Here is a 19853-nt window from a genome sequence, read left to right as displayed (position 1 = left end):
AAGGTTGATGTTAATATGCTTTTTAGTTAATGCAAACGTTTTCGTTAATTCAAATAATTTTTCTAATTTAAAGAGTCTAAAATATAAGCGTATGGGAATCAAGAGTTTTATGGGTAAACGATCAAAAGTCGTTGCCGAAGAAGTAAATATCAAAGTGTCTGATTATATGACGACCAAACTGATCACGTTTACCCCAGATCAATCGGTTATGGACGTGATGCAAAAGCTGATCAAACATCGTATTTCTGGTGCGCCGGTGGTGAATGAGAATAACGAACTGCTCGGTGTGATCTCTGAGGGAGATTGTATCAAGCATATTTCAGATAGTCGCTATCACAATTTACCAATGGATAATGCTACGGTAGGTCAAAATATGGCGATTGATGTGGAAACCATTGATGGAAATATGAATGTTTTTGATGCAGCCCGTTTCTTTATCGAGCGCAAACACAGACGTTTTCCCATTGTTGAAAATGGAAAATTAGTAGGGCAGATCAGTCAGATGGATGTGATTAAAGCTGCCTTAAAACTTAGAGGAAATACCTGGAAGTAATCAGTTGCGTTTTACCAAAGCATAATAATCACCTTCTAAAGGTAAATAGCCTTGGTCGTAAACGAAGTAGTACACCGTGCCGGCTTTTGTAGTGTAAATACTCGTGAAAAGATTAAAATCAAAGCCCAAAGAAGTGAGCTTGTCACGCGTGGTTTTGGTTTTGTCTTCGGGATTGAGCGACTCTAGAATGCGATAATTTTTTCGCAGGTGGTTGTTAGTATTGCGTATTAGATTTTTAGTGTCGCTGTTGAGTTTATTGTTAGCGGCATTGCGGCAGGCGTCGCTGCAGTATTTTTTATCTGCTCTGCCTATAATTTTATCTCCACACTCGGGACAGGTTTTTTGCATATGCTCTAATTAACTAAACCAAAACTTTTCTAAGATACTGAATTTCTAGTTTTTAAGCGCTATTTGCACATGTGCTAAATGATGCTCACAGTGCCAAGCGTACATCCCAATAGTTTCAGACAGGCTGAAGCGTTTGCCGTGTTCCGGATGTATGTATTCTCTAATCAAATCTTCAGAATGTAAAGATTGAAGGAGCGTTGTCCAACGCGCGTGTAAGCCTTCAATCAATTTTAATGAGGAGGTAATTGCAGCAGATCGTGTGTCGGGTAATTCGGACCATTTATCTTCAAAATAAGGTTTGATCTTGGGCGCTTCTTCAGTGAGTGCCAACTTAAACCGAATAAACGCATTCATATGGCTGTCGGCACAATGATGTACAAGTTGTCTGATCGTCCAACCATTAGGCCTGTACGTTTTTGAGAGTGCGTCTTCTTCAAGGTTTTTGGTTAACGCCGCAATCTTTTGTGGAAATTCAGCAATAGTCGCAATCCACGATGTAATATGATTTGCCGTGATGGCTTCCAGCTTTTGAAAGTGGCCAATGGGATATTTCAGCTGTTCTAAATTCATAAGAAGATATATTTAGTAATTCCGGCGCTTGCCTTAAGATAGTTCAGATTTTTTGAAAACCGAGGGTTATGCATGTCAAACCTCAATAATACGGATACTGTGGTTTTCAAAATCATAAAATAAAAGACCCTCTTGATCTTTCGAGAGCGCCGCGATCAAGTCACCTTTTTCATTCCAAATAGCGCTTTGACCAGTTCCGTAAAAGTTATCACAAAAGCCAATGTTATTTACGCAAGCCACCGGAAAGGCGTGCTTTTTTGCGATTTTAGGATAATGCGCATATGCTTTTTTCATTCCGGTTTCTGATTTTGCTACACTTGCTAAATAAATTGCTGCGCCCAAATCAAATGCGTTTTCTGCGTGTTCATTCTGTAAAGATTCAAAGCAGATCGCGGGAGCAATTGGTGTCTGGTTCACCTTAAAAATAAGTTGCTCAGTGCCTGGTGTAAAAAAGGGGAGTTCGTCTACGTGTAAGTGCTGTTTTGAGTACATTTTGCGCTCCTGCTGCGGCTGAAAAATAAACATGCTAATATGAAGCCCAGTTTTAGAGGTTGTAGGAACTCCAATAGCGATCGTTATTTTATACGTGTCACTAAGCTGTTTGAAAAGATCTAGTCGCTCATCATGTTCAGAAAATGCCAAGGCTTTTGACTTTTGGGGTTCATAACCGGTAAGAGAAAGCTCAGGAAAAGCGATCAGATCTGCTTGTTCATGAATCGCGCGTTCAATCCATTTTTTATGGATCTCCATGTTTTTTTGAACGTTGCCTCGATGAGGGGCTATCTGTGCTAAGCAAATCTTCATAAACCTGATAAGTTTTTGCTTTGGTATAAGTGTTTTATAACGAAGTTAAGCTTTATTTGATGTGCTTAAGACTCAAAATTATTTATGCTACTTTGACTCATATCCATTTACAAACGGTTACAAACATTTATAAACGAAAGTAACTATTTCTTAACCGAATATAATTTGGCTCTCATTTCATCTTTGCAGTGCAATTAATCATTAACTGTTTAACCAAAAATTTGAAAATTATGAGTACGCTAAGAAACAAAGTACAGTTGATCGGAAACTTGGGAAATGACCCTGAAATCGTGAATCTTGATTCGGGTAAGAAACTGGCGAAATTCAGCATTGCCACAAATGAAACGTATAAAAATAATAAAGGCGAGCGCGTGACCGATACGCAATGGCACAATGTGGTTGCCTGGGGAAAAACGGCTGAGGTTATAGAAAACTATGTAACTAAAGGAAAAGAAGTAGCCATTGAAGGTAAACTGACCTCTCGTAGCTATGAGACCAAACATGGTGAGAAGCGCTATCTCACTGAAATTGTCTGCAACGAATTACTGCTGCTCGGGAAGTAACCAGGATAGGAGATTGTATCAAAAAAGCCGCATTATCTTAATAATGCGGCTTTTGGATTTTATGATAAATGCTATTATTTAATCACATTATCCATTATTTCCTGCACGATTTCAGGATTTAATAGCGTACTGGTATCTCCAAGATTTGAAGTGTCGTTAGAAGCGATTTTGCGTAAAATACGACGCATGATTTTTCCGCTTCGGGTTTTGGGCAATCCACTTGTAAACTGAACTTTATTCAGTTTGGCAATGGGTCCAATACGATCTGAAATCATCTGGTTGATTTCTTTTCTCAGGTTGTCCTGATTACGAGTTTCCCCGGTTTCTTTTAAGATCACATAACCATAAAGCGCATTTCCTTTTACTTCGTGCGGATACCCCACAATCGCACTTTCTGCAACTGCCGGATGCTCGTTAATGGCGTCTTCAATTGGCGCAGTGCCTAAGTTATGACCACTTACTATAACCACATCATCTACGCGGCCGGTAATTCGGTAATAGCCCACGCTATCGCGTAAAGCCCCGTCACCGGTGAAATACATATTTTTAAAAGCTGAAAAATACGTGTCTTTATAACGTTGATGATTGCCCCAGATAGTGCGCGCCATCGACGGCCAAGGGAATTTTATACACAGTCTGCCATCTACTTGATTTCCTTTTATTTCTTTTCCTTCTTCATCCATCAACGCGGGTTGAATTCCCGGTAACGGAAGCGTTGCAAAGGTTGGTATCGCCGGAGTAGAGTAGGGAATAGGTGAGATCATAATTCCACCGGTTTCGGTTTGCCACCAGGTGTCTACAATGGGACAATTTCGTTTGCCGATATTTTCATCGTACCAGTGCCAAGCTTCCTCATTAATAGGTTCACCTACTGTTCCAAGTACTTTTAAAGAAGATAAATCATGTTTTTCTACAAAATCTAGATTCTCTTTTCCGAGCGCTCTGATGGCTGTTGGCGCTGTATAAAATTGCGTCACTTTATGCTTTTCTACAATTTCCCAAAAACGGGCGTGATCAGGATAGCTAGGCACACCTTCAAACATTACGGTTGTGGCGCCATTCGCCAGCGGACCATAAACAATATAACTGTGTCCGGTTATCCAACCGATGTCTGCCGTACACCAATAAATATCATCCTCCCGATACTGAAACACATTTTTAAAGGTAAATGCGGTATACACCATATAGCCTGCGGTAGTATGCACCATTCCTTTTGGCGTCCCTGTAGAACCCGAAGTGTATAAAATAAACAATGGATCTTCGGCATTCATAATCTCAGGAGCGCAGGTTTCTTCTGCCGCATCCAGTAAAGGTTGTAGCCAGTGATCGCGGCCTTCTTCCATAGGAATTTCAGCATTGATGCGTTTAACTACGAGTACGTTTTCAACGCTTTCACAGCTTTTTAAACCTTCATCAACAATACCTTTTAGGTCGATGGTTTTGCTTCCGCGATAGGAGCCGTCGCTAGTAATCACCATTTTACAGCTCGCATCGTTGATTCTTGTGGCCAAGGCTTTTGAAGAAAAACCCGCAAACACCACAGAATGTATGGCGCCAATACGCGCACAAGCTAATAATGAGATAGCAAGCTCAGGAATCATTGGTAAGTAGATGCACACGCGATCTCCCTTTTTTATTCCCTTTGCTTTAAGAACATTAGCCATTTTGGCAACGCGCTTATGCAGTTCGTTATACGTAATATGTTGTGCTTTTTCCTTGGGGTCGTTAGGCTCAAAAAGAATCGCCGTTTTATCTCCGCGGGTGCGTAGGTGACGGTCGATGCAGTTTTCGGTAATATTCAATTGGGCACCTTCAAACCATTTAAATTCAGGTTTGTCAAAATCATAACTTAGCACATTATCCCAGCGTTTATGCCACATAAAATGCTCCTCGGCTATTTCTTCCCAGTAGCTTTCGGGGTTTCTTACAGATTTACGGTATACTTGAAAATATTCTTCTAAATGTTTTATGTGATAATTACTCATGGTTGAATTGTGCTTTTAGTCCTCACTAAATTACTAAATCGTTATCGGTTTAGGTTTGAACAATTCTGCAGTTGCCGCAAAATTTTAATAAAAATGCGTTAAACTTCTATCATTTTAATGATGCTGAGCTTCACCGGCGCCACTAGGAATACGTATACGCTCTACGATTTCCTGTACATCCTTTGGTGGTGCAGGTGTGAGTCGGCTTATGGTTATCGAAATGACGACATTGATCAACATGGCAAAAGTGCCAAAACCTTCTGGTGAAGTGCCAAACCACCATTCTGAAGCAGGAAGCGGCTCAAGAACGCCTATCAATCCGGTTTTAAACCGAATCATATAAAAGAGCATTAATACCGTACCTACGATCATTCCGCTGATGGCGCCTTGTTTGTTCATGCGCTTATCAAAAATCCCTAGCACAATTGCCGGAAAAAAGGAAGCTGCAGCGAGCCCAAAAGCCAGTGCGACCACCGCGGCTACAAATCCCGGCGGATAAATACCGAATAGTCCCGCAACGATGATAGCAACTAAAATGCTCAAACGAGCTGCGAGCAATTCACCTTTTTCAGAAATATTAGGCTTAAGTTGTTTTTTGATCAAGTCGTGAGAAACCGAAGTCGAAATTACAAGCAGTAAACCTGCAGCTGTAGAAAGCGCTGCTGCCAATCCACCCGCTGCTACGAGTGCGATCACCCAAGAAGGAAGTTGGGCAATTTCAGGATTGGCGAGTACCATAATATCCCGATCTACATAAAGTTCATTCGTTTCAGTCGAAGCGTTAGCGATAAGACGTTCTCCACTGGCGCCACGCGCCTCAGTAAATTCCGGTTTTCCTGTGGTGGCATCGCCGTTCACATATTGAATTTTTCCATCTTCATTTTTATCAGACCAGGCGATCAATCCCATATTTTCCCAGTTTTTAAACCATTCAGGAAGCGATGTGTATTCTTGATCGCTTACCGTCTCGATGAGGTTGGTACGTGCAAAAACAGAAACCGCAGGTGCCGTAGTATACAAAATTGCAATAAGTAAAAGTGCGAGGCCGGCTGATTTACGAGCATCCTTTACATTTGGTACCGTAAAAAACCTTACGATCACGTGTGGTAAACCCGCAGTACCCGCCATCAATGCGAGGGTGATTGCAAAGACATCCCAAGTAGATTTGGTGCCTTCGGTATACTCTTTAAAGCCTAATTGAGTATGCAGGTTGTCTAACTTTTCAAGTAGAAAGGTGCCGTCTTCTACACGAGATCCCATCCCAATTTGGGGAATAATATTTCCCGTCATTTGAATTGAAATAAAAATCGCAGGAACCATAAAGGCAAAAATGAGTACACAATATTGCGCGACCTGCGTATAGGTGATTCCTTTCATTCCGCCTAAGAAAGCAAAAACGAGAACCACCGCCATACCGATGATCACGCCGGTAGTAATTTCCACCTGAAGAAACTGAGAAAATACAATGCCCACGCCGCGCATTTGCCCAGCCACATAAGTAAACGAAACGATAAGCGCACAAATCACCGCTACGGTACGCGCGGTGTTGGAGTAATAGCGATCGCCAATAAAATCAGGAACCGTAAACTTCCCGAATTTACGCAAGTACGGCGCCAGCAAAAGCGCGAGTAGGACGTAGCCGCCGGTCCAACCCATTAAGTACACGGAGCCGTCATAACCTGCAAAAGAAATGATCCCGGCCATTGAGATAAACGAGGCAGCACTCATCCAGTCGGCTGCGGTGGCCATTCCGTTTGCCAGCGGAGAAACCCCGCCTCCGGCGACATAAAATTCTTTGGTAGAGCCCGCCCGAGCCCAAATAGCAATTCCAAAGTATAAGGCAAAGGTGATGCCTACTAAAATCCAGGTCCAAAGTTGAACGCTCATAATGTAAAGGTTTAATTTGCAGCGAGAATCTGCTTAAATGGATGGTAAAGGCATTTATTGGCACCGCCAAAGGGTTTAATACTCCGAGGCTTGCCCTGGGGTAGTTTACTCATTATAGCCGTATTTTTTATCAAGCCGGTTCATGAGCCAGACGTAAACAAAGATGAGTACTACAAAAACATAGATGCTTCCCTGTTGAGCAAACCAGAATCCTAATTTAAAACCCCCTAAACTATATCGATTGAGTAAGTCTTTAAAAAGAATACCGCAACCAAAGGAAACCACAAACCAAATGCTGAGTAAAATAGCTAGGTATTTTTTGTTTTCGCGCCAGTAGGCTTCAGATTTATCTGGTTTTGTCATAGGATAATGATTTAAAACGCTTTCTAATATAGCTTATAAAATTTAATACGGTTCCCTGTACTTACCTGTTTCTGAGAAAATTTGCATTAAAAAACCCGGTGCCTCAGCACCGGGTTTTTTAATTTTAAATAATCCTTAGTTTATAAAACATCAATTAAGAATGTCCAGGTTGGAGTAATTTCTAAGGTAAAATTTGCACCTTCATCATTACTCAAAGATCCGTCAATATCGATGGTAACCTTACCATTTGATTTTAAGCTTGAACCTAAAGAGTTTAAAAAAGCTGCTTCTGATGAACTTACTGTTCCAGTCGTTCCATTGGCAACAGCAATATTACTTAAGGTTACTGATTGTCCTCCAGAAGATAACGTACCTGAGAGTGTAGTTCCAGCTGCAGCCTCAACATCTTTGAAAACATATGTAAACCCTGAGATATCCACTGATTCTATTTTGTCTAAGTTATCTCTTACATCAGAATTACTTGTAGCATCAAGAGAAATAGCAGAATTAACTGATGAAGATCCCTCTGGGATAGAAACATCAACTTCCGCTTTTAAATCTGGACTTACTCTAATCTCTGTTAATTCATCAACCGCGTCGCACGAGTTGAATGCAAATACAAAAAGGCTTAGGGCAAAAAAGGTGGTGAATTTTTTCATCTTTAAGAAGTGTTAATTGTTTTAACAAAAATAAGCATAAATCACTATTAGCCAAGTTTTTAATGTAAATAGGGTGAAAAAACCCTTAGGCATTCTAAGCTTTGATTTATGGGGTATTGAAATTCAACCAAATCTAAGCGAGCTTGAAGATTTAGCTTTAAAGCGATTAGAAATAAAGTTCTTGAGCCAGCCTATAGGTGTTTGCGTGTGCTTCGATGATGATTTTAATATCGGGCGAATAGCCGCCACCCATACTCACTTGAACGGGAATTCCGCTTTCGCGAAAGCAGGATAGTGCAAACCGATCTCGTTCTTTACAACCTTCAACCGTACACGAAAGTCTACCAAGTTTATCGGTTTCTAAAATATCTACGCCGCTGAGGTAGAAGATAAAATCAGGCTTCACCTGTTTGATGAGTTTGGGAAGTGTTTCTTTCAGCTTTGCTAAGTAAACTGCATCGCCACTTTTATCGGGAACGGCAATATCAAGATCTGAAGTTTCTTTTTTAAAGGGATAATTGCCCGCGCCGTGCATCGAAAATGTAAATACGGAAGGATCGTCCTCAAAAATCTCGGCAGTGCCATTGCCTTGATGTACGTCGAGATCTACAACAAGAATCTGCTTTGCCAACTCCTTAGATTGAAGAAACCGCGCTGCAATTGCTTGGTCGTTAAGTAGGCAAAAAGCTTCGCCGTGATCGGAATAAGCGTGATGTGTACCGCCGGCAATATTAAAGGCGATCCCGTGTTTTAGGGCTAACTCACAACCCATCATTGTACCCTGTGCGATGATCTGCTCACGATCGACCAACTCCTGAGAGAGTGGAAATCCCGTTTTTCGAATTGCCCTTCTGTCTAGATCCAGCGCTTTTAGATTGCTGACATATTCTTGCGTATGAACAGCCGTCAGGTATTTTTCCTCTGGAAAGCCGGGTTCAAAAAAATTAGCTTCAGTACAGGTGCCTTCGTAAAGCAATTGCTTTGGGAGTAGATCATATTTTTCCATCGGGAAGCGATGTCCCTCAGGAAGCGGATGTTTGTAAATAGGATGGTAGGCGATTTTAAGCATTCAGTCTATGCAATTTAAGCTGGATGCGCTTACGCTTGATATCTACCTCAAGTACTTTAACCACAACTTGTTCTTGTAAACTTACGTGCGCATTTACATCACTCACAAAACCATCAGCCAAGTTAGAAATGTGAATTAGTCCACTTTCTTTGATGCCGATATCTACAAAGGCGCCAAAGTTTGTGATGTTATTCACGATCCCGGGAAGTAATTGACCGGGCTCAAGATCTTCGATCTTATGTATATTTTGATTGAAGGTAAATGCCTTTGCCGGTTCTCGTGGATCCAAACCGGGTTTTTCGAGTTCGTCTAAAATATCTTTCAGCGTAAGTTCGCCCACTTCATCAGAAACATAATCCTCGAGACTTAATTCTTTGATCACGGTTTTATTGCCTACCAATTCTGCTACGGAAAGCTTTAGGTTTTTAGCCATTTGTTCAACCAAAGCATAACGCTCAGGATGCACGGCGGAATCATCCAATGGGTTTTCAGCATTCTTAATACGTAAAAAACCGGCAGCTTGCTCGTAAGCTTTCGCACCCAAACGTGGAACGTTTAAGATTTCTTTCCGCGAAGCGAAAGCACCATTTTCATCTCTGAAGGTTACAATGTTTTCAGCCAGTTTTGGTCCAATTCCAGAAACATAACTCAGCAACGGAATGCTGGCAGTATTGATGTTTACACCTACCGTGTTTACACAGCTTTCAACAACGCGATCGAGTTCGTTTTTCAATTTGGTTTGATCCACATCGTGTTGATATTGTCCCACGCCGATGGATTTTGCATCGATTTTTACCAACTCCGCAAGTGGATCTGCAAGTCGGCGACCAATAGAAACCGCACCGCGAACCGTCACATCATAATTGGGGAACTCGTCTCGCGCGATCTTTGAAGCCGAATAAATACTTGCACCGGCTTCGCTCACCACAAACACTTCAAGATCCCGATTGAATTGCATACGCTTGATAAACTGCTCGGTCTCTCTGCTGGCGGTCCCGTTACCTATGGCGATGGCTTCGATCTTATGCGCATCTACCAGAAAACTGATCTTACGCATTGCACCTTTAGTATCGTTTTTAGGAGGATGTGGGTAAATGGTTTCATTATGCTGCAAACCGCCATTTTCGTCAAGACAAACCACTTTACAACCTGTTCTAAAACCCGGATCGATCGCGAGGATGCGCTTTTCGCCAAGTGGCGAACCTAAAAGCAGTTGGCGTAAATTTTTTGCAAAAACACTGATCGCTTCTGCGTCAGCTTTTTCTTTAGCAGTGCTTAAAGCCTCGTTGCTCAATGCCGGAAACAGTAAACGTTTATAAGCATCAGCAACGGCAAGCTCAATGTGCTCAGCACAGTCTCCGCGTGATTTTACCATTCTATTGGCGATGTGAGCTAAAGCGCGATCGGTGTCAATATCCAGTTTTAAACGAACAAAACCTTCATCAGCGGCACGAGAAAGTGCCAGAAAACGATGTGAAGGAATGCGGTTTAAAGCCTCCTCCCAATCAAAATAATCTTTGTATTTAAGCGCTTTTTCATCGTCTTTTTTAGACTTCACTACCTTAGAAGCAATCTGTGCGTAACGTTCTATTTGGTTCCTTAAATAGTTGCGCACATCGCTGCGCTCATTCACCCATTCTGCAATGATGTGGCGAGCGCCTTCAAGAGCTTCTTCGATCGAAGCAACTTCGTTGTTTAAAAACCTTCCGGCAGCTTGTTCCAGATCGCGCGTGTTTTGCGCCATAATAATTTTGGCGAGCGGTTCTAGTCCTTGTTCACGAGCGGTATCTGCTTTTGTTTTTCGCGTCTTTTTATACGGAAGATATAGATCTTCTAAGGCAGTAGTATCTGTAGTGTTTTCTATTTGCTTCTGAAGTTCTGCAGTCAAAACCTCTTGCTCTTCTAAAGCTTTTAGAATGGTCGCTTTCCGCTTTTCTAAGGCCTCAAATTGTTCTTTGAACTTTACAATTTCGCCCAGTTGCACTTCATCTAAATTCCCGGTGCGTTCTTTACGGTAACGTGCAATAAAAGGGATGGTCGCATCTTCATCAAGAAGTTGCAACACATTCTTGATACCCTTTTCCGGAAGATTGGTCGAAGATTTTAGGTAGGAGAGAAGTGCAAGCATGCTTTTAAAATTATATTTTCACTGAGCATCTCGACTGCGCTCGATGTGACACGGGAATGGCTGATTTGTATTATTTTATGTCCTGTCGAGCGCAGTCGAGACATTAATCAGGTTTAAATTTATGGTGTGTTTCATTTCGACATTCCGCTAAAATTTGAAGTAGATCGAAATCCCCATCAATAAGGGCTTTCTTCTTTTTTGCACTCCATTTTTTAATCTTTTTCTCAAACAGAATGGCTTGATTTACATCACTAAAATCTTGATTAAAGGCTAAAAATACTGGCCTACGTCTATAGGTATAACTAGCAGGGTTTGTCCCAGAATTATGTTGTTCAAGTCGCAATTCAAGATTATTAGTCAGTCCGGTATAATATGAGCCATCAGCGCATTGAAGTATGTAAACAAAATAAGTTTTCATAATAATGTATTAGATGGCATCTCGACTGCGCTCGATGTGACAAAATAAAGTACTTATTAATTCAAATCTTGTCCTGTCGAGCGCAGTCGAGACATTAACTCACCGCTTCACCGTTCTTTACTCCGGCCGTATCGGGATTCATAAACACGAGTTTTCCTTGTTTATCTTCGGTCATTAAGATCATTCCTTGACTTTCTACGCCACGCAATTTACGCGGAGCTAAATTGGCGACAACGGTTACTTGCTTACCTATGATGTCCTCCGGTTTAAAGCTTTCTGCAATACCAGAAACAATGGTGCGCACATCAAGACCGGTATCTACTTTTAGGATTAAAAGTTTTTTAGTTTTAGCCATTTTTTCAGCTTCCAGAATAGTTCCTACACGTAAATCCAACTTGGTAAAATCATCAAATTCGATCGTGTCTTTTTGTGGGGTTACCGGAGTGTTTTCGGCTTGATTACTCATTTTAGTCGCTTCTAATTTGTCAAGTTGTTTTTGTATTTGCTCGTCTTCTATTTTTCTGAATAAAAGCGCGGCTTTGTTGATGCTGTGACCTACAGGAAGTAAATCTATTTTCTCTCCCAGAAGCTCCCAGCTCAACGGCTCAGGAAGTTGCATAAGCGGATCTTCACTCTCTATATTAAGCATGTGCTTAAGCGTTTTTGCCGTGTGGGGTAAAAACGGTTCGCTCAAAACAGCTAGTGTTCCGGCGATTTGCAGCGCGATGTACATCACCGTTTTTGTGCGTTCAGGATCAGTTTTAACCGATTTCCACGGCTCAGCATCTGCCAGATATTTATTTCCTAAACGCGCAACATTCATCAGTTCGTTTTGCGCTTCGCGGAAACGGTAGCGTTCAATTGAACTAGCGATCACCGCCGGATAGGCTTTCATTTCGGCCAATACGCGCTCATCTTCCGCATTAAATTCAGAAGGTTGCGGGATTGCTCCTTCATAATATTTATTGGTCAACACCACCACACGGTTGATGAAGTTCCCAAAAATTGCAACTAGCTCATTGTTATTTCTAGCCTGAAAATCTGCCCAAGTAAAGTCGTTGTCTTTCGTTTCTGGAGCATTGGCCGTAAGCGTATAACGCAATACATCTTGCTGCCCCGGAAATTCTTCAAGATATTCGTGCAACCAAACCGCCCAGTTTTTTGAAGTAGAAAGCTTGTTGCCTTCTAAGTTTAAAAATTCGTTTGCCGGTACATTATCGGGTAAAATATAGCTTCCTTCGGCTTCCAGCATACTTGGGAAAATAATACAGTGAAACACAATATTGTCTTTCCCGATAAAGTGAACGAGTTTAGTATCATCTGCTTTCCAGTAGTCTTCCCAGTTTTTGCCTTCGCGCGAAGCCCATTCTTTGGTTGAGGAAATATAGCCTATTGGGGCATCAAACCATACATAAAGCACTTTACCTTCGGCACCGTCTACCGGCACAGGAATTCCCCAATCGAGATCACGGGTTACTGCGCGAGGTCGTAAACCTTCATCGATCCACGATTTACATTGCCCGTAAACATTCGGTTTCCAATCGCTTTTATGCCCGTCAAGAATCCATTTTTTCAGAAAATCTTCATAGCGATCCAGCGGTAGGAACCAGTGTCTGGTTTCTTTTAAAATGGGTTTAGAACCAGAAATGGTTGATTTCGGATTAATTAAATCGGTTGCATTTAAAGAAGATCCGCAATTTTCGCACTGATCACCGTAAGCTTCTTCGTGGCCACATTTTGGGCAGGTTCCGGTTACGAAACGATCGGCTAAATACTGATTGGCTTCGGCATCAAAAAGCTGCTCGGTCACTTCCTCAATAAAATCTCCTTTTTCATAAAGCGTTTTGAAAAATTCTGAAGCTGTATCGTGATGCACTTGTGCCGAAGTACGCGAGTAATTGTCAAAGGAAATCCCAAAATCTTCAAAAGAATCTTTGATAATCTTGTGGTATTTATCTACCACTTCTTGTGGAGTGATTCCTTCTTTTTTGGCTTTGATGCTAATGGCAACGCCGTGCTCATCACTACCGCAGATGTAAGCAACATCCTTACCCATACCTCTTAGGTAGCGGGCATAAATATCTGCAGGAACATAAACTCCGGCTAAATGCCCAATGTGAATTGGCCCATTGGTATAAGGTAATGCGGCGGTAATTGTATATCGTTTCGGACTCATAATGCGAATAAAATTTCAGCGGCAAAGATACCATTTATGCATATAAACAAAACCAGACTAGCACTTCATTTAATAAGTGCGTATATTGGTATTTTACAAGGAGAAAATTTAAGACTGCTTTCTCCGTTTTTTCTTATAGTGGTCTGTTGTTTTCTTTTTCTAAAATTAGAAAACCCCTAAACGGAATAATGAATTTAAAGCCCTCAGGCTAAAAAGAATTGCTATGTTAACCCCGCCCTATTTAAAAGAAGGAGATAAAGTTGGTATCGTGTGCACTGCTCGCAAGGCAGATCGCGAGGATCTCGAAAACGGAATTGCGCTATTGAAATCTTGCAGACTAGAACCTGTGCTGGGGAAAACCATTGGCGCTTCAGACAATCAATATGGTGGTACTGATGCATTGCGCGCAGCAGATTTACAAGCGATGCTTGACGACGAAGATATCAATGCGATCTGGTGTGCAAAAGGCGGTTATGGAACGGTGCGTATCATCGATGAGATCAACTTCTATAAATTCATTAAATATCCTAAATGGATCATAGGGTATAGCGATGTGACGGTGCTGCATTCCCAAATTCATAAATTAGGTTTTGAAACCATTCACGGAGTCATGCCTGTGGGAATTGCACGAAATACTGCGGTTGCCAAACAAACTTTAGAGAATGCCTGGTCTGGCAAACCGGTACATTATCACATAGAAAGCGCTCCTTTAAACCGATTGGGAACGGCCAAAGGCGAACTGGTAGGCGGAAATATCTCTATTTTATATTCGCTTTGCGGAAGTCACTCTGCGATAGATACGACCAACAAGATTTTGTTTCTTGAAGACCTGGACGAATATTTATACCACGTAGACCGAATGATGGTCAATCTAAAACGCAATGGCTTGCTGCGGAATATACGCGGCTTGGTAGTAGGCGGACTTACCAGTATGCACGACAATTCTACACCTTTTGGGAAAACCGCTAAAGAAATTGTTATGGATGCTGTTGCTGAATACGATTACCCGGTATGCTTTGATTTTCCGGCGGGGCATTTAAAAGATAATCGTGCACTTATTTTGGGCCGAAGCGCTTCACTTGAGGTGAATGAGCGTGGTGCTAAACTCTATTTTGACCAATTGGAATAAGGCTTATGAATCATAACGAACTCGGGAAATGGGGTGAAGAATATGCTGCGAACTATCTCGAGAAAAAGGGTTATGAACTTTTAGAACGCAATTGGTTTTTTAACAAAGCTGAATTGGATATTATTGCGCTAAAAGATGATCAATTGGTCGTTGTTGAAGTCAAAACACGCAACTCTGATTTTTTTGGTGATCCACAAGATTTTGTGACGCCGGCAAAGATCAAATTGCTGGTAAAAGCTGCCAATGAATACATCATCTCAAACGATCTGGATCTTGAAGTTCGTTTTGACGTCATTGCCATCTTAAAAAATAAAACCCAAGAACAACTGGAGCATTTTGAAGATGCGTTTTATTATTTCTGAAACATTATTATGGCTAATCAGTGGGGTATTCCGGAAGACGTTGAAAAATTTGTTTTAATTCGTGATAAGACGTGTGTGTATTGCGGCGTTGATTTTTCAATCACTCATGTATCAAGAAAAACCAAGCCATCTTGGGAACATATAATAAACGATATTCATCTTTCCTCAGTAGATAATATTGCGCTCTGTTGTACTTCTTGTAACGCGAGCAAAGGAGCTAAGAAATTACAAGAATGGCTTAAAAGTAACTATTGTTTATCAAAAAATATAAACGAGAATACGGTAGCAGAAGTAGTTCAAAATGTAATCAGAAAGAGCATCTCTAAAACTTAAAAAAGAGGAATCAAACTTGAATTGATTCCTCTTTTTTAAAAGTTAGGCTTTCGCAGTAATTTGTTGTTTTATGGTCGCTATCGCCCTCAAAATTATCGCTACATAAAATCCTTGAACCAGAATGCTTGCAGGACCAGCTATGGCCACCATAATTATGGTTAAGAACATAAATCCTAAAACCAAAGTGATTATCCCGGTTACTTTGGGCAGTTGGCCAAGATGATTAGTTTTATACAGTCCAATTCCCATACAGATAAAAACAATTCCAAAAAGTACGCTGTAAATCAATGCAAAAGCTTCAAGCTTGATGTATTGAAAATGGAGATCAATGATCGAGTAGATCGCGATCAAGGTGTTGATCGCAATGGCGATAAGCGCACTGGTTTTTAGAAAGCCGGCTTTAAACAATTCGCCGATCAAAACAAAAGCGCGCATATGCAACGCAAAAGCGATGGCGGCAAGTATCGTGATGGTTACATAGAATACTTCGCCAAAATAATAACCGCCGGTAGCAAGAAAGGTGGTTTCTTCAATAAGTTGAAAAACCAATAAGATCATACTCAGAATCCCCGCAATCCAACCGAGATGGAGTTGATAGAACAAAAACGACACCTTTTTATTCTTATCGATTTCGATCAAAAAAGCCTTTTTCACTTTCTTTTCAAAAACAGATTCCTGTAAGTCGTCGAGGTCGCGATCTAGTGCAGCGAGAATGGTTTTTACGGTGTAAACACGCGGCATAACTTCGCCGGCTTCTATACGCTGAATGGTGCGCACCGAAATATTACACTGTTCTACAAGTTCTTCTTGAGTAAATCCTTTTTGCTGACGTAATTCTAAAATTTTCAGCCCTAATTGTGGTTGTTTCATGAGTGACATAAGATTGCTCTTGTAGTGATGCGCATCTAAAAATACAAGAATGTTAGACCCTGCAATACTAAAAACAGCAACCTATTTCAGACGATTTTTCGGCACACAATTTACCCGACATTCACCCGACATTTCAAGTATAATAAGGGCTGAGACGAATTGATAATTTTAGAAATTCTAATAAACCTGTATCGGTTTTAACCTATTCTGAAACCTGTTCTACCATTTTAGGCATTAGAGGTCTCAAGATATCCAAAGCTTTTTCTACTGAAGAAACCCCGGACGCGGTCAACAACAAGCGTAAACCTTTGCTGGTTTTTTTCTCTTTAAGCGTGACCTTGTTTGAATGGGTTTGTACAAACTGAAGCACTCTGGAAAACGCCGGGCTTTGATAAAATTTAGACTGCTGATCAGCAATAAAGAACCCGATAAGTTTTTTGTTTTTCATCACCACTTTTTCCAGACCATAATGTGTAGCGATCCATTTAATACGCACCGAATTCAACAAGTCTTCGGCTTGCTTAGGCAATTCTCCAAAACGGTCGATCAAACGCGCTTCAAAATCCGCAAGTTCTTCTTCGGTTTTAAGGTTGTTTAATTCGGTATAGAGATTTAAACGCTCTGTAATATTGTTGATGTAATCATCTGGAAACAACAATGAAAAGTCAGAATCTATGACGGTGTCTTTGACGTATTCTTTGTTTTCGTCATCAACATTCTCGTGTGCATAGAGCTCTGCAAACTCATTTTCTTTCAGCTCTTCAATCGCTTCGTTGAGGATTTTCTGGTAGGTATCAAAGCCTATTTCGTTGATAAATCCGCTTTGCTCACCACCTAATAAATCTCCGGCACCGCGTATTTCTAAATCTTTCATCGCAATATTGAAACCACTTCCCAAACTTGAGAATTGCTCTAAAGCCGTGATTCGTTTGCGTGCATCATCAGTCATCGCCGAAAGTGGCGGCGTGATGAAATAGCAAAATGCTTTTTTGTTGCTTCGGCCTACACGTCCGCGCATCTGGTGCAAGTCAGATAGACCAAAATTATTGGCATTATTGATAAAGATCGTATTGGCATTAGGCACATCGAGACCACTTTCTATAATGGTTGTAGAAACCAAAACATCAAAAGCGCCATCCATAAATTGCAGCATTAGCTCTTCAAGCTTTTTCCCGTCCATCTGCCCGTGACCGATAGCCACTTTAGCATCAGGAACCAGACGCTGGATCATTCCCGCAACTTCCTTAATATTTTGTAGTCTGTTGTGTATAAAGAATACCTGACCGCCACGCTGAATTTCATAAGAGATCGCATCACGTATCGTTTCTTCAGAAAGTCTGATGATGTGCGTTTCAATAGGGTAGCGGTTGGGCGGTGGAGTGGTGATCGTACTCAAATCACGCGCCGCCATCAAACTGAATTGCAGCGTACGCGGGATAGGCGTCGCCGTTAAGGTCAACGTATCAACATTTTCCTTAATGGTCTTCAGTTTATCTTTAACCGCAACACCAAATTTTTGTTCTTCATCAACGATCAGCAGCCCGAGGTCTTTAAACTTTACGTTTTTGTTGGTGAGTTGGTGCGTACCAATGATGATATCTAGACGTCCATTTTCTAGACGTTCGAGGGTTTCTCTTTTTTCTTTCGCAGTGCGGAAACGATTCAGATAATCTACCGTGACCGGTAAATCTTTTAGTCGTTCACTAAAGGTTTTATGATGCTGAAAAGCCAAAATCGTGGTGGGTACAAGTACGGCAACCTGCTTCCCGTTATCCACAGCTTTAAATGCGGCTCTGATGGCAACTTCAGTCTTACCAAAGCCTACATCACCACAAACCAAGCGATCCATCGGGCGCGGACTTTCCATATCGGCTTTTACGGCTTCGGTGGCGCTGCTTTGATCTGGCGTGTCTTCGTAAATAAAACTCGCTTCGAGTTCGTTTTGCAAATAGGTGTCGGGGCCAAAAGCAAAACCTTTTTCAAGGCGGCGCTTGGCGTATAATTTAATGAGGTTAAAGGCAATTTCCTTAACCTTGGTTTTGGTCTTTTGCTTCAGCTTTTTCCAGGCAGCACTTCCCAGTTTGTAGATCTGTGGCGGCTTCCCGTCTTTGCCGTTGTATTTGGTCACTTTATGCAGCGAGTGAATACTTAAGTAAAGTACATCGCGCTCGCCATAAATAAGTTTTATGGCTTCTTGACGTTTTCCTTCTACTTCAATTTTCTGGAGTCCGCCAAATTTCCCAATCCCGTGATCAATATGCGTGATATAGTCGCCCACTTGAAGACTGGTCAATTCTTTAAGCGTGATCGCTTGTTTTTTGGCGTAGCCGTCTTTCAGTTTAAACTTATGATACCGCTCAAAGATCTGATGGTCTGTATAACACACCATTTTTAGATCGTCATCAATAAAACCGCGGTAAAGGGAGACAATAATAGTCTCGTACTGCTTTACGTTGAGTTCGGCATCGTTAAAAATATCCTGAAAACGTTTGGCTTGTTGCTCGCTGGCGCAGCAAATATAATTGGTGTAACCAGCCTCGTGATTTTCATTGAGATTTTCGATAAGCAAATTAAATTGCTTATTGAATGCGGGTTGCGGCTGTTGATTGAAATCAATACTTGCGGAAGCTTTATCGCTCGGTAAGGATAAGCCTTCGCTCACCCGCACCAGCGTAAAATCCAGAAGTTGTTTTTTTATGCTTGTAGCGTCGCAAAATAACTCTGAAGGTTTATGCCTTTTGATTTCACTGTCTAGCTTTTGAAAGGCTTCTTCCGCTTTGCTAAAATTGGTATCGATACGTGTAGCCAATTGCTCAATATCCTGAGTAAAAATCACCGTATCTGCAGCAATATATTTTAAGAAGCTTTCCCGGGTTTCCTGAAGCGCCTTGTTTTCTACATTAGGCATCAGGCTTATTTTGTTGATCTTATCAACGGAAAGCTGCGACTCTACATCAAACGTCCGGATGCTGTCTACCTCATCACCAAAAAATTCAATACGATAAGGCTGATCGTGTGAAAAAGAAAACACATCGATTATTCCCCCACGTACCGAAAATTCGCCAGGTTCGGTCACAAAATCAACACGCTTAAACTTGTACTCAAAGAGCATTTCATTAACAAAGTCTAGCGAAAGATTATCGTTGACTTTTACTTTGAGCGTGCTTTTATCAAGCTCCTTTCGGGTGACAACTTTTTCAAAAAGTGCATCAGGATACGTGACAATGAGCGCCGGTTTTTTGCGACTGTTGATGCGGTTAAGCACTTCGGCACGCAATAAAACATTGGCGTTATCAGTTTCTTCAATTTGATAAGGTCTGCGGTAACTTCCGGGATAAAACAGCACGTGATCCTCTTTGACCAATTGCTCCAGATCATTTAGAATATACGCCGCTTCTTCCTTGTCGTTTAGAATAACCAGAAAAGGCTTATCTGCAGTTTTAAAACTTTCGGCAATGGTGATAGAAAGCGACGAACCTATGAGTCCGTCGAGATTGATTCTATTTTGAGAAACGGCAATAGCGTTCCCGAGTTCTTGCAGTTGTGCAGACTCTAAAAAAGGCTTGGTGATCGTGGTTTTACCCATAGGTGGGCAAAGATACTGCGTAAAACTTGGTTTTAAAACAGCTTTTGAGA

General features: G+C 41.3%; 18 protein-coding genes. 5 read left to right on the top strand and 13 right to left on the bottom strand.

What is annotated here, in order from left to right; all coding sequences use genetic code 11:
• Window positions 1–91 precede the first annotated feature (91 nt).
• A complete protein-coding gene (locus BUA96_RS03870) occupies window positions 92–553 on the top strand; it encodes a CBS domain-containing protein (protein WP_072980639.1) in 462 nt (153 codons plus the stop codon).
• On the opposite strand, the gene BUA96_RS03865 is transcribed toward BUA96_RS03870, so the two are convergent.
• From BUA96_RS03865 to BUA96_RS03855, 3 genes are all read right to left on the bottom strand, one after another.
• A complete protein-coding gene (locus BUA96_RS03865) occupies window positions 554–901 on the bottom strand; it encodes a hypothetical protein (protein WP_072980637.1) in 348 nt (115 codons plus the stop codon).
• A 45-nt stretch (window positions 902–946) separates the two neighbouring features.
• Complete coding sequence (locus BUA96_RS03860; protein ID WP_072980635.1) at window positions 947–1471, bottom strand: YfiT family bacillithiol transferase; 525 nt, start codon at window positions 1469–1471, stop codon at window positions 947–949.
• A gap of 75 nt (window positions 1472–1546) precedes the next feature.
• The gene (locus BUA96_RS03855; protein WP_072980633.1) at window positions 1547–2275 is read right to left on the bottom strand and encodes a carbon-nitrogen hydrolase family protein; all 729 of its coding nucleotides are present in this window, start codon (window positions 2273–2275) and stop codon (window positions 1547–1549) included.
• 230 nt (window positions 2276–2505) lie between these two features.
• On the opposite strand from BUA96_RS03855, the gene BUA96_RS03850 reads away from it, so the two are divergent.
• Complete coding sequence (locus tag BUA96_RS03850; protein ID WP_072980631.1) at window positions 2506–2838, top strand: single-stranded DNA-binding protein; 333 nt, start codon at window positions 2506–2508, stop codon at window positions 2836–2838.
• A gap of 74 nt (window positions 2839–2912) precedes the next feature.
• Here BUA96_RS03850 and acs read toward each other — a convergent pair whose 3' ends face one another.
• The 8 genes from acs to metG form a co-directional block, all read right to left on the bottom strand.
• A complete protein-coding gene (gene acs, locus BUA96_RS03845) occupies window positions 2913–4823 on the bottom strand; it encodes an acetate--CoA ligase (RefSeq protein ID WP_072980629.1) in 1911 nt (636 codons plus the stop codon).
• Window positions 4824–4937: 114 nt separating this feature from the next.
• On the bottom strand, window positions 4938–6710 hold the full coding sequence (locus BUA96_RS03840) for a sodium:solute symporter family protein (protein ID WP_072980627.1): 1773 nt from the start codon (window positions 6708–6710) through the stop codon (window positions 4938–4940).
• A 105-nt stretch (window positions 6711–6815) separates the two neighbouring features.
• Window positions 6816–7073, bottom strand: a complete 258-nt coding sequence (locus BUA96_RS03835; RefSeq protein ID WP_072980625.1) for a DUF4212 domain-containing protein — start codon at window positions 7071–7073, stop codon at window positions 6816–6818.
• A 140-nt stretch (window positions 7074–7213) separates the two neighbouring features.
• Window positions 7214–7732, bottom strand: coding sequence for a hypothetical protein (locus BUA96_RS03830; RefSeq protein ID WP_072980623.1), 519 nt, complete (start codon window positions 7730–7732; stop codon window positions 7214–7216).
• 166 nt (window positions 7733–7898) lie between these two features.
• On the bottom strand, window positions 7899–8801 hold the full coding sequence (locus BUA96_RS03825) for a histone deacetylase family protein (protein ID WP_072980621.1): 903 nt from the start codon (window positions 8799–8801) through the stop codon (window positions 7899–7901).
• Window positions 8794–10929, bottom strand: coding sequence for a Tex family protein (locus tag BUA96_RS03820; RefSeq protein ID WP_072980619.1), 2136 nt, complete (start codon window positions 10927–10929; stop codon window positions 8794–8796). Before BUA96_RS03820 ends, BUA96_RS03825 begins: the two co-directional genes overlap by 8 nt.
• 103 nt (window positions 10930–11032) lie before the next feature.
• Window positions 11033–11347: a GIY-YIG nuclease family protein gene (locus BUA96_RS03815; protein WP_072980617.1), complete on the bottom strand. Its 315-nt coding sequence runs from the start codon at window positions 11345–11347 to the stop codon at window positions 11033–11035.
• Window positions 11348–11441: 94 nt separating this feature from the next.
• Window positions 11442–13523: a methionine--tRNA ligase gene (gene metG, locus BUA96_RS03810; protein WP_175546493.1), complete on the bottom strand. Its 2082-nt coding sequence runs from the start codon at window positions 13521–13523 to the stop codon at window positions 11442–11444.
• Window positions 13524–13746: 223 nt separating this feature from the next.
• On the opposite strand from metG, the gene BUA96_RS03805 reads away from it, so the two are divergent.
• From BUA96_RS03805 to BUA96_RS03795, 3 genes are read left to right on the top strand one after another with little or no spacing between them, the layout of a single operon-like run.
• Window positions 13747–14652, top strand: a complete 906-nt coding sequence (locus BUA96_RS03805) for a S66 peptidase family protein (protein ID WP_072980613.1) — start codon at window positions 13747–13749, stop codon at window positions 14650–14652.
• A 5-nt stretch (window positions 14653–14657) separates the two neighbouring features.
• Entirely contained in the window at window positions 14658–15014 is a 357-nt protein-coding gene (locus BUA96_RS03800; RefSeq protein WP_072980611.1) for a YraN family protein, read from the top strand.
• A gap of 9 nt (window positions 15015–15023) precedes the next feature.
• Window positions 15024–15347 carry an HNH endonuclease gene (locus BUA96_RS03795; protein ID WP_072980609.1) on the top strand — a complete coding sequence of 108 codons (324 nt, stop codon included), beginning with the start codon at window positions 15024–15026 and terminating at the stop codon, window positions 15345–15347.
• Window positions 15348–15389: 42 nt separating this feature from the next.
• Here the strand turns inward: BUA96_RS03795 and BUA96_RS03790 are convergent, their stop codons facing one another.
• The gene (locus tag BUA96_RS03790) at window positions 15390–16217 is read right to left on the bottom strand and encodes a helix-turn-helix domain-containing protein (RefSeq protein ID WP_072980607.1); all 828 of its coding nucleotides are present in this window, start codon (window positions 16215–16217) and stop codon (window positions 15390–15392) included.
• Between the two features lie 202 nt (window positions 16218–16419).
• Window positions 16420–19803 (bottom strand): transcription-repair coupling factor, encoded by a 3384-nt coding sequence (gene mfd, locus BUA96_RS03785; RefSeq protein WP_072980605.1) that lies wholly within the window; start codon window positions 19801–19803, stop codon window positions 16420–16422.
• Window positions 19804–19853: the final 50 nt, after the last annotated feature.

This window comes from Leeuwenhoekiella palythoae (genome assembly GCF_900130045.1).
In the GTDB taxonomy this organism is placed as follows: domain Bacteria; phylum Bacteroidota; class Bacteroidia; order Flavobacteriales; family Flavobacteriaceae; genus Leeuwenhoekiella; species Leeuwenhoekiella palythoae.
The sequence above is the reverse complement of the archived record's forward strand: the minus strand, read 5'-3'. Positions and strand labels throughout refer to the sequence as shown.